This window comes from Rathayibacter sp. AY1E8, assembly GCF_002931415.1.
In the GTDB taxonomy this organism is placed as follows: Bacteria; Actinomycetota; Actinomycetes; order Actinomycetales; family Microbacteriaceae; genus Rathayibacter.
The window spans coordinates 56,093-66,694 of the sequence record NZ_PSVI01000016.1 but is presented as its reverse complement, the minus strand read 5'-3'; the positions used below and the strand labels follow the sequence as shown (position 1 = coordinate 66,694).

Genomic DNA, 10,602 nt, shown 5'->3' with positions numbered 1-10,602 from the left:
GTCGGCCCCCGCGCGGAGGATCCCCGTGACCGACTCCAGGATCGCCGGCTCGCGCGAGATCCAGCCGTTCGCGGCGGCGGCCTCGATCATCGCGTACTCCCCCGACACCTGGTACGCCCAGACCGGCACGTCCGAGACGGAGGCGACGTCCGAGAGCACGTCGAGGTAGCTCATGGCCGGCTTCACCATCACCACGTCGGCGCCCTCGGCGAGGTCGAGGGTCGCCTCGCGCAGGCCCTCGCGGCGGTTGGCCGGGTCCTGCTGGTAGGTGCGGCGATCGCCCTCCAGCGTGGACTGCACGGCCTCGCGGAACGGACCGTAGAAGCTGGAGGCGTACTTCGCCGAGTACGCGAGGATCGCGGTGTCCAGGTGCCCGGCGCCGTCGAGAGCGGCGCGGATCGCTCCGACCTGGCCGTCCATCATCCCCGAGAGCCCGAGCAGGTGGGAGCCGGCCTCGGCCTGGGCGAGCGCCATCTCCTCGTAGCGGAGGAGCGTGGCGTCGTTGTCGACGCGCCCGCGGTCGTCGAGGACACCGCAGTGGCCGTGGTCGGTGAACTCGTCCAGGCACAGGTCGGTCTGCACGACCAGCGCGTCGCCGACCTCCTCCACGACGACCCGCGTCGCGGCGTTGAGCACGCCGTCGGGGTCGGTCGCACCGGAGCCGACCGCGTCGCGCGTGGTCGGCACGCCGAACAGCATCACACCGCCGATCCCCGCCTCGGCCGCCTCCGTCACCGCTCCGCGGACGCTGTCCAGCGAGTGGTGCATCACCCCCGGCATCGACCCGATCGGCCGGGCCTCGGTGGTCCCCTCGGCCACGAAGAGGGGCAGGATCAGCTGCGCCGGGTGGATGCGCGTCTCCTGGACGAGACGGCGGAGTGCGGGGGTCGTGCGGAGGCGGCGCGGGCGGATGGCAGTCATGTCCTCCAGCGTAATCCCGCCCCGCCGAGCACCTCCCGGGAGCGCGGACGCCTCACCCCGTGGAGGTGCTCCGGACGCACGACATCAGCCGAGAGGCGGATCCCTGGCCTGCGGGGCGAGGCCCGCCCCTCCCGGCCGACGTCGCGCCGGGGAGGCGGCTCAGCGGGGAGCGCGCTCCGTGGCGACGGCGGCGACCGCGTCGATGAGGGAGGAGGCCGAGCGCTCGTCGGCGACGACGTCGACGCGCAGGCCGAAGGCGCGGGCGTCCTTCGCGGTCTGCGGGCCGATCGCGGCGACGAGGATCGACTCGGGCACCGGGCCGAGCTGCTTCTGGACCTGCTCCGCCACGCTGCCCGAGGTGACGAGGATCGCGTGCACGGCTCCGCCGGCGACATCCGCCACGACGCGCTCCTCCACCGGGACGCCGACCGTGCGGTAGGCGACCACGGAGCGCACGTCGTGCCCGATGCGGGTGAGGCCCTCGGTGAGCAGCGGCTTGGCGATCTCGGACCGCAGCGTCAGCACGCGCAGGGGGTGCCGGCCGCCGGTGGCCTCCTCCCACTCGGCCAGGAGGCCGCGGGCGGAGTTGTCCTCGGAGGGGACGAGGTCGACGGAGTACCCGGCGGCGACGAGCGCGGCCGCCGTGGTCTCGCCGACCGCCGCCACCTTGGTGCTCGCGGGCACGGTGGTGCGCAGGAGGGACAGGACGTCGACCGTGGTGGCGCTCGTGACGGTCATCCAGTCGAAGGCGCCGGCCTCGAGGTCGGCGAGGGCCTGCTCGAGCGCCGGGAAGTCGTCGGTCGGCGCGAAGTTGATCATCGGAGCGACGACGGGCGAGGCTCCCTTGGCACGGAGAGCGGCGGCGACACCGTCCCCCCACGGGCCTCCGCGGGGGACGAGGATGCGCCACCCCTGCAACGGCTTCTCCCACTGGGAGTAGGCGGCGGGGACGATCACGAAGGGGCTCCCAGGGGTGCGAGTTCGGCGGCACCCGCACCGAGAAGCGCGTCAGCGAGCAGAGAGCCGCAACGGAACGCGGCTTCGACGACGGGCAGTTCGCGACCACCATACTGCGGATCCGCCCGGTGTCGACCACCGCCGACCGAACCGTTATCGACCGGCTCCGCGACCTCCCGTGCGAGGGACGCCGTGCCGTCGACGGCGAAGACCACGCCGTGCAGGACCACGCGGTCCTCCTCGACGACCGCGGAGGCTCCGATCGGAGCGGCGCACCCGGCCTCGAGGGAGGCGAGGAGCGACCGCTCGGCCGTGATCGCCGCGCGGGTCGGCACGTGCTCGACCGCCGCGAGAGCGGCACGCAGTTCCTCCGACGGCTCCTCGTCGCGCACCTCGATGGCCAACGCTCCCTGACCGGGGGCGTGCGGGGAGACGTCGAAGCCGAGCACCTCGGTGATGGCGTCGACCCGGCCGAGGCGGCGCAGGCCGGACAGGGCGAGCACGATCGCGTCCAGCGGCGAGTCGCTGCCGGGCAGCACCCTCCGGAGCCTGGTGTCGATGTTGCCGCGGATGTCCACGATCTCGAGGTCCGGACGGGCGGCCAGCAGCGCCGCGCGCCGACGGGGCGAGCCCGTGCCCACGCGGGCGCCGACCGGCAGGGTCGCCAGGGTGAGCCCGTCGCGGGCGCAGAGCGCGTCGCGCGGGTCCTCCCGCTCGGGGACCGCTCCGAGCAGCAGGCCCTCCACCGGAGCGGTGGGCAGGTCCTTCAGCGAGTGCACGATCGCATCGCAGCGCCCGGCGAGCAGCGCGTCGCGCAGGGCGCTGACGAACACGCCGGTGCCGCCGAGGGAGGCGAGCGAGCCGCGCATGCGGTCGCCGTCCGACTCGATGCGCACCAGCTCCACGGGGACCCCCGCGGCGGCCGACATCAGATCGGCCGTCATCCGGGTCTGCGCCACCGCGAGCGCGCTCGCGCGGGTGCCGACTCTGATGCTCACGACAGACGACTCCTCATCACGGTGCGACTCCCGCCAGGGCGGGCTTGAACCCCGCTCGCACGTTCTCGCAGCAGCCGGGGCGGCAGACGTCGTACCAGGGGCCGAGCGCCGTCATCGAGAGCCGGTCCTCCGTCGGCACGCCGTTGACGCGCTCGAGGACCAGGTCGATCAGGCCGGAGACGTAGACCGGGTCCGTGCCGGGGGTCGCGACGCGGAGCGCGACTGGTAGACCAGCTGCCAGGGCACGTCCTCGTCCGTGGCGGCGGCCATGACGACCTCGGCGACGGCGAGGTGCTGCGCCTCGTAGGCACCGCCCGGTCCGAACTCGTGCACGTCGACGACGGTGCCGTCGTCGTGGCGCTCGTGAGGTCCGCTGCGCTCGGCGTCGGCCATGGGGATCGAGTGCGTCGAGAACAGCACCTCCACCTCGGACGTGACATCGAGGTCGGGCATCCGCTCGCGCAGCTCGTCGAGCCCGTCGTGGACGGCCTTGACGAACGGCATGACGAAGCCGGGGTGGTCGAAGAACTGGCGCACCTTGTCGATCCGCAGCTCGCCCTCGAGGCCGGTCGCGTCGAGCGCCGCCGCGTAGTCCTCGCGGTACTGCCTGCAGGACGAGAAGGAGGAGTACGCGCTGGTGGCGATGGCGAGCAGGTTGGTGAACCCGCGCTCCTTCGCCTCGGCGACGGCCTCGCTCATGTAGGGCGCCCAGTTGCGGTTGCCCCAGAGCACGGGGAGGTCGATGCCGCGGTTCGCGAGCTCGGCCTCGAGCGCCTTCTTCAACGCGCGGTTCTGCGCGTTGATCGGGCTGACGCCGCCGAAGTGGCGGTAGTGGTGGGCGACCTCCTCGAGGCGCTCCTCCGGGATGCCGCGGCCGCGGGTGACGTTGCGGAGGAACGGGATGACGTCGTCCTGGCCCTCGGGCCCGCCGAAGCCGGCGAGGAGGATCGCGTCGTAGGCCACGGGGACCTCGACGTGCTCGGGGCCGGACGCCGCCGCAGGGGTGGCCCCGCGGACGAGGATCGGCTCGCTGGTCGTGTCGCTCATCGGAGCACCTCGGCGATCTGGTCGGCGTCGATGCGCCGGCCTGTGTAGAAGGGGACTTCCTCGCGCACGTGGCGGCGGGCCTCGGTGGCGCGCAGGTCGCGCATGAGGTCGACGAGGTTGACGAGCTCCTCGTCCTCGAGGGCGAGGATCCACTCGTAGTCGCCGAGCGAGAACGAGGCGACCGTGTTGGTCAGGACGGAGCGGAACCGCGAGCCCTGGCGCCCGTGCTGGGCGAGCATCGCGCGGCGCTCCTCCTCGGGGAGGATGTACCACTCGTAGGAGCGGACGAAGGGGTAGACCGTGAGCCAGCGGGCCGGCGCCTTCCCGCGCATGTAGGCGGGGAGGTGGTTCGAGCTGAACTCGGCGTCGCGGTGCACGCCCATCGCGTTCCACGTCGGCAGGAGGCCGACCAGCAGCTCCGTGCGCCGCAGCTCGCGGTAGGCCCGCTGCAGCTCCTCGGGCGCCGGGCCCGTGAGCCACAGCATGATGTCGGCGTCGGCGCGCAGGGCCGAGACGTCGTAGGTGCCGCGGACGGTCACGCCCTCGCCCTCGAGCTGGGCGACGAGGTGCTCATACTGCTTCACCGCGGGATCCACGGCGTCGCTGGAGAGGGTGAACGGACGTGCGGGATCCCTGCGGAGAACCGCCCAGAGCGTGTATCCCAGGGCCTGATCGGAGTGATCCTGATCGGCGGGGGGCTGCGGCGCCGGAGCGGCGGCGCTCGTGTCGGGGGCGGACTGAACGGGACCCGCCGTGCCGGCGGTCTGATCGGTCATTGATCCATCATCCCTCCGCTCGTGCCGATGCACAAAAGCGGCGGGGGCTCTGGCGCCGGAGGGCCCGGGACGCTAGCGCCCCGGGCCCTCCGGCACTCAGTCCTCGATGATCTGCTTCGCGACGCCCCAGACGACGAGGCCCACGGCGGCGGCGGCGCCGACCGCTCCGGCGATCAGCGCGGAGGGGTTCTGGCGGCGCACTACCTGGAGCTTGCGCTCGATCGTCCGCTGGGCGGTACGCACCTTGCGCGGCACGTTGACCTTGTACTCGATCGCGTCGAGGGTCGCGGCGAGCTCGGAGCGAGCGCGCTCGATGTCGGCCTTCAGCTGGCCGGGCTTCAGCTCCGCCGGGTCGACGAAGCGGGGCGTGGTGCTGCTGACGGATCGCTCAGTTGTCATAGCTGCCCACTCCCTTGAACGCCTGGACGTCCTTCTTGATGCTGTCGATCGAGTCCTGCGGCACCGGCGGCACGGCCTTCTTGATGGTGCGCACGCCGACGAGGGCGAGGATCACGGCCACCAGGAGGAAGAAGACCGTCACGATCAGCGCCGACAGCCAGGCCGGCAGCCAGGAGGCGATGCCGATGATCGCGAAAGCGACGAGCGTCGCCCACGCGGTCAGGAGGAGGAAGGCCGCGACCGCGAACAGGCCGACGGCCAGACCCGCGCTCTTCGCCTTGCCCGCCAGCTCGTTCTTCAGCGAGGCGACCTCGGCCTTGACGAGCTCGATCACGAGGCCGGGCAGGTCGCTGACCAGCTCTCCCAGTGATCGGGCGTTCTTGGGATTGCGTTCGTTCACCACGGGAGCTCCTCGAGGGTGGGACGTGCCGGCCGGCGCGCGCCTGGCACGGCCGGAGGGATGAGCACTAGGCCCTGCTGGTGGAGGTGGACGTCGTCGACCCGCCGGAGCCGGCCGACGCCGCGGCCTCGTCGACCTTCGAGGCCGCCTTGCGGGCGGCGGCCGACGCCTCCGCGTCGCTCGCTCCCTGGGCCTTCCTGCCGCCGGACACGGCCTTGACGACCACCGAGCGCACGACCTCGTACGCCTTCTCCGAGACGCTGCTCAGCTGGGTCTTCGCGGCACCGCCGACGGCGCCCGCGACGTCCTGCACCGGCTGGGTCCGCCAGAAGCGGCCTGCCGCCGAGGCGATCTGCTCGTACCGCTTGCGGCCGGCACGTGCTCCCAGCACGTACCCGGCTGCGGCTCCTGCCACGAAAAGAATCTTGCCCTTCACGCCTACTCCTCGTCCTGGGTCGCTCTCGCGATCGTCCACGCGGTCGGTGACCACTCGTGCCGGGGCACGCCGCGCGCTCGCGCGGATGCCTGGGCCTAAGAGTAGCCGTCGGCGTCGTGGGCGTCGCTCGGCAGCCCGACTCCTTGACGCACCAGTCGGCGCCGGATAAGGGCGGCCGTCTCGGCGGCGTGCGGGAGCACCGAGGCGAGGCCCGTGCCCGCGATCCAGGTGCCGGTCACAGCGACTCCCTCGATCGGGAGGAGCGCCTCGCGGAACGCCTCCAGGTGCGCGCGGCGGCCCAGCGCCGCGGCGGGCCGGACGTTGGCCCAGCGCACCCGGGCGGAGTCGACGAGCGACGCCGGATCGAGGGCGAGTCCGAGCAGCGTCGAGGCGTCGAGCAGGGCGATCGCGGCCGCCTCGGCATCGGTGCGCCCCTCGAGCGGCGGGCGCTCGCCCGGGCGCCCGTAGGAGAGGCGCAGCACGTGGCGGCCGGGAGGAAGGGAGGCGGCCAGCCAGTCCCACTTCGCGGTCGCGTGCGTGATCGCCTTGGCCGTGACGTCGGTGGCGGTGGGCGCCACGAGCACGCCGGAGCCGCGGGGGGCTGCGTCCAGGCGGGCGTCGTCGAGGACGAGGGTCACCAGCTCGACGGAGTCCTGGGGCGCCTCGTCTGCGCGGTCCGCGACGGCGGGAGCGAGGCCGGCGAGCAGCGCCCGGGCGTCGCGCTCCGGCGTCGAGACGATCACCGCTCGGGCGCTCAGAGTGCCGTCGGCGAGGGTCAGGACGAAGTCCCCGTCGGAGCCCTCGAGCCGCTGCACGGAGGCGCCGGTGCGGATCTCGCCGGAGAGGTAGTCGATCCGCTGGACCAGCGCGGCGACCAGGCGGTGCATCCCGCCCTCGAGCCCGCGGACCGCGACTCCGGCCGGGAGATTCGCGCGGAGGGCGGCCACTGCCCGGGCGAGGGAGCCCGCGCGGGTGAGCGCGCCGTTCAGTCCGGGTGCGGCGAGGTCGACGTCGATGTCGTCCGGCCGGCTCGAGTAGACGCCGGAGACGACCGGCGCGACCAGGTCCTCGAGCACGCGCTCGCCCATCCGGGTACGCACCAGCTCTGCGAGGGAGTGGGCGCGGCCGATGCGCAGCACCGGCATCAGGGTGTCGAGCCAGGCGCGCCAGGCGCCGCGGCGGCCGATCGCCCGCACGACGTCGGGGGCGAGCGGCGTGCCGGGGATGCCGAGGATGCCGGCCCGGGGCGACGGCACGGAGCGGCCGCCCGAGAGGTGCAGCCACGAGCCGTGCGTCCGCGGCTCGACGATCGACTCGGCGAGCGGGACGCCGTCGAGGGTCAGCGCGGCGAGCGCCCGCTCGACGTGGCCGCCGCGGGTGGCGAAGCTCTCGGCGCCCGCGTCGAGCGCGGCTCCGGCCAGCGCGAGCGGAGAGACGGAGCCGCCGACCCGCTCCCCCGCCTCGAGCACCACGACGCGCAGGCCGATGCGCAGGCACTCCGCGGCGGCGGCGAGCCCCGCCACTCCGCCGCCGACGACCGCGACGTCGTACGACGCCGCGTCGCGGGGGCGCTCCTCGCTCACGGCCGCCAGGCGTGCACGAACGCGACGAGGCGCGTGAGCACGTCGGGGTCGGTCTCGGGCGGTACGCCGTGGCCGAGGTTGAGCACGTGCGCGGGGGCGCTCAGGCCCCGGCGGAGCACGTCGTCGACGTGGGCCTCGAGGACCTCCCACGGCGCGGTCAGCAGCGCCGGGTCGACGTTGCCCTGCACCGGCACGAAGCCGCCGAGGCGGTGGTTGGCCTCGTCGAGCGGGATCCGGTAGTCGACGCCCACCACGTCGGCGCCGATGCCGTGCATCGCTCCGAGCAGCTCGCCGGTGCCGACGCCGAAGTGCACGATCGGGACGTTGCGGCGCGTCTCCCCGTGGTCGAACGCGAGGTCGCGCACGTGGACGAGGGCGCGCGCGGAGGCGGGAGCGACGTGGGTCGTGTAGTCCGAGAGCGAGAGCGCCCCGGCCCAGGAGTCGAAGAGCTGCGCGGCGCTGGCCCCGGCGAGCACCTGCGCGCGGAGGAAGCGGCCGGTGACCTCGGCGGTCCACTCCATCAGCTGGGCCCAGGCGGCGGGGTCGGCGTGCATCATCGTCCGCGCGCGCAGGTGGTCCTTGGACGGGCCGCCCTCCACCAGGTAGGCGGCCAGGGTGAAGGGAGCGCCGGCGAAGCCGATGAGCGGGGTGTCGCCGAGGCCCGCGACGGTGCGGCGCACGCCCTCGCGAATGGGCTCGAGCGTCTCGTCGAGCACGGACGGGTCGATCGAGGCGAGCTCGGCGACGTCGGCGGCCGTGCGCACCGGCTTCTCGAGCACCGGACCGCGCCCGGGGACGATGTCGACGCCGACGCCCGCGAGCCGCAGCGGGATCACGATGTCGCTGAAGAAGATGGCCGCGTCCACTCCGTGGCGCCGCACCGGCTGCAGGGTGATCTCGCTCGCCAGCGCCGGGTCGAGGCAGGCGTCGAGCATCTTCGTGTCGGTGCGCAGGGCCCGGTACTCCGGGAGGCTGCGGCCGGCCTGGCGCATGAACCAGACGGGCGTCCTCTCGCCCCGCTCGGAGCGGTAGGCGCGCAGGAGCAGCGAGTCGGCCGTGCGGCCGGCGGAGAGGGGGTGCAGCGGATCGAGCAGGCCGTCGGTGGGGGAGGTCACCGCGGCATTATTCCAGGCGGATCCGTGCATTCCTCCCCAGTCCGGGGACCCCGCCCCGCAGAGCGCGCGTAGACTGACGTGGTGCTTCTGTGTCTGACGGCGTCGCACAAGAACGCCAGCTTCGATCTCCTCGAGAAGCTCTCCGTCGACTCCTCCGCCGTGACCGCGGCCCTCTCCGAGGGGATCGACTTCGTCTCCGGAGCCGTCGTCGTCGCGACCTGCAACCGCTTCGAGGCCTACCTCGACATCGAGGAGCCGCTGACCGCCGCGCAGGCCGTCGCCGTCGAGGCCGCCACCGCCGCCGTCAGCGCCGCGACCGGCGTCGAGCAGGACGAGCTGCGCGGGAGCGTCGACGTCGTCTCGGGCGACCGGGTGGCCGAGCACCTCTTCGCCGTCTCCAGCGGGCTCGAGTCCGTCGTGGTCGGCGAGGGCGAGATCGCGGGCCAGGTCCGCCGGTCCCTCGAGGAGGCGCGCCGCCTCGGCACCACCTCCTCCGAGCTCGAGCGGCTGTTCCAGCGCGCCTCGCAGACCTCGCGCGGCATCAAGAACCGCACCGGCCTCGGCAGCGCCGGCCGCTCGATCGTGCGCCTCGCGCTCGACCTGGCCGCGAGCCGCGTCACCGACTGGCGGGCCGCCCGCGTCCTCCTCGTCGGCACCGGCAGCTACGCGCGGGCGACCGTCGCGGCCCTGCGCGACCGCGGAGTGGTGGACATCGCCGTGCACTCCCCCTCCGGCCGCGCCGAGGGCTTCGCCGCCCGCCGCTCGCTCCGGCCCATCGCCGCCGCCGATCTCGCGCTCGAGGCGGTCTCGGCCGACATCGTCATCACCTGCACCACGACCCAGGAGCCGGTGCTCGACGCCGCTCTGCTCGCCGCCGGGCGCCTCCAGGGCTTCTCCCGCGAGCGCCAGCTCGTGATCGACCTGGGCCTGCCGCGCAACGTCGCCTCCGACGTCACCTCGGTCGCCGGCGTCGAGCTCCTCGACCTCGAGACGATCAGCCTGCACGCGCCTCTCGACGTGCTCGACGCGTCGCAGCAGGCGCGCGCCCTCGTCGACAAGGCGGCCCGGAAGTTCTCGGACGTCGCCGACGAGAAGAGCCTCACTCCGGCCGTCGTCGCCCTGCGCGCCCACGTGTTCGACGCGCTCGACGCCGAGATCGAGCGGGCCCGCTCGCGCGGCGACGAGGACGGCCGCACCGAGCAGGCGCTCCGACACCTCGCCGGCGTGCTGCTGCACACCCCGAGCGTCCGCGCCCGCGACTACGCGCGCGCCGGAGCGCAGGAGGCGTACCTCACCGGGCTCGAGGCGCTCTTCGGCATCGAGGTCCCGGCCGAGCCCGCCGCCGCGCGCCCCGACTCTGACGCAGCCACCGCGTGAGCCTCCGGCTCCCCTTCGACGCGGAGCCGCTGCGCTCCGCGCCGCTGCTCACCGAGCGCCTGCTCCTGCGTCCCCTCGGACCGGAGGACGCCGAGGACCACGCGCGCTACCAGGGCGACGCCGACGCCGTCCGGTTCCTCCGCTGGCCGGTGCGCACCCCCGAGGAGTCGCGGGCGCACCTGCAGCGCCGCCTCCCCTCGACACGGCTCGCCGCCGACGGCGACGTGGCCGTGCTGGCGATCGTCCCCCGGGAGGGCGTCCTCGCCGGGCGGATGATCGGCGACCTCACCCTCATCGCGACGTCCGTCGAGCAGGAGGCGGTCGAGATCGGCTGGGTGCTGCACCCGGAGTCGCAGGGGCGCGGCTATGCGACCGAGGCCGCCCGGGCGCTGCTCGACCTCGCGTTCGACACCCTCGGCGCCCACCGCGTGATCGCGCAGCTCGACGCTCGGAACACCGCCTCCGCCCGCCTCTGCGAGCGCCTCGGGATGCGCCTCGAGGCGCATCACCGGGAGGACGAGTTCTGCAAGGGCGAGTGGACCTCGACCCTCGTCTTCGCCCTGCTCGCCCGCGAGCGCTGACCGCAGGGCCGG

At 74.0% G+C, this 10,602-nt stretch carries 11 protein-coding genes and 1 pseudogene; 2 read left to right on the top strand and 10 right to left on the bottom strand.

The annotated features are described in order from the left end of the window. The 10 genes and pseudogenes from hemB to hemE form a co-directional block, all read right to left on the bottom strand. Positions 1-921, bottom strand: a 921-nt coding sequence (gene hemB / locus C5C74_RS06900) for a porphobilinogen synthase (RefSeq protein ID WP_104351209.1), incomplete at its 3' end; no start/stop codon positions are given. 159 nt (positions 922-1,080) lie between these two features. Then, positions 1,081-1,875 carry a uroporphyrinogen-III synthase gene (locus C5C74_RS06895; protein WP_104222950.1) on the bottom strand — a complete coding sequence of 265 codons (795 nt, stop codon included), beginning with the start codon at positions 1,873-1,875 and terminating at the stop codon, positions 1,081-1,083. Further along, positions 1,875-2,876: a hydroxymethylbilane synthase gene (gene hemC / locus C5C74_RS06890; RefSeq protein ID WP_104249903.1), complete on the bottom strand. Its 1,002-nt coding sequence runs from the start codon at positions 2,874-2,876 to the stop codon at positions 1,875-1,877. The genes C5C74_RS06895 and hemC overlap by 1 nt, the downstream gene beginning before the upstream one ends. Before the next feature lie 16 nt (positions 2,877-2,892). Further along, positions 2,893-3,923 (bottom strand): annotated as a pseudogene (locus C5C74_RS06885) (ferrochelatase). Next, complete coding sequence (gene hemQ, locus C5C74_RS06880) at positions 3,920-4,699, bottom strand: hydrogen peroxide-dependent heme synthase (protein ID WP_104233087.1); 780 nt, start codon at positions 4,697-4,699, stop codon at positions 3,920-3,922. The pseudogene C5C74_RS06885 and the gene hemQ overlap by 4 nt, the downstream one beginning before the upstream one ends. 96 nt (positions 4,700-4,795) lie before the next feature. After that, positions 4,796-5,098 carry a DUF3618 domain-containing protein gene (locus tag C5C74_RS06875; RefSeq protein ID WP_104222879.1) on the bottom strand — a complete coding sequence of 101 codons (303 nt, stop codon included), beginning with the start codon at positions 5,096-5,098 and terminating at the stop codon, positions 4,796-4,798. Then, on the bottom strand, positions 5,088-5,498 hold the full coding sequence (locus tag C5C74_RS06870) for a phage holin family protein (protein ID WP_244229489.1): 411 nt from the start codon (positions 5,496-5,498) through the stop codon (positions 5,088-5,090). Before C5C74_RS06870 ends, C5C74_RS06875 begins: the two co-directional genes overlap by 11 nt. Before the next feature lie 67 nt (positions 5,499-5,565). Then, positions 5,566-5,913, bottom strand: a complete 348-nt coding sequence (locus C5C74_RS17810) for a YtxH domain-containing protein (protein ID WP_146082224.1) — start codon at positions 5,911-5,913, stop codon at positions 5,566-5,568. Positions 5,914-6,029: 116 nt separating this feature from the next. Beyond that, the gene (locus C5C74_RS06860; RefSeq protein ID WP_258064112.1) at positions 6,030-7,517 is read right to left on the bottom strand and encodes an NAD(P)/FAD-dependent oxidoreductase; all 1,488 of its coding nucleotides are present in this window, start codon (positions 7,515-7,517) and stop codon (positions 6,030-6,032) included. Continuing rightward, the gene (gene hemE, locus C5C74_RS06855; protein WP_104351208.1) at positions 7,514-8,662 is read right to left on the bottom strand and encodes a uroporphyrinogen decarboxylase; all 1,149 of its coding nucleotides are present in this window, start codon (positions 8,660-8,662) and stop codon (positions 7,514-7,516) included. The genes C5C74_RS06860 and hemE overlap by 4 nt, the downstream gene beginning before the upstream one ends. Positions 8,663-8,713: 51 nt before the next feature. On the opposite strand from hemE, the gene C5C74_RS06850 reads away from it, so the two are divergent. Both C5C74_RS06850 and C5C74_RS06845 read left to right on the top strand, forming a co-directional pair. Beyond that, positions 8,714-10,009, top strand: coding sequence for a glutamyl-tRNA reductase (locus C5C74_RS06850; RefSeq protein WP_104222952.1), 1,296 nt, complete (start codon positions 8,714-8,716; stop codon positions 10,007-10,009). Beyond that, entirely contained in the window at positions 10,006-10,590 is a 585-nt protein-coding gene (locus tag C5C74_RS06845; RefSeq protein WP_258064111.1) for a GNAT family N-acetyltransferase, read from the top strand. Before C5C74_RS06850 ends, C5C74_RS06845 begins: the two co-directional genes overlap by 4 nt. The last annotated feature ends 12 nt before the right edge of the window (positions 10,591-10,602 follow it).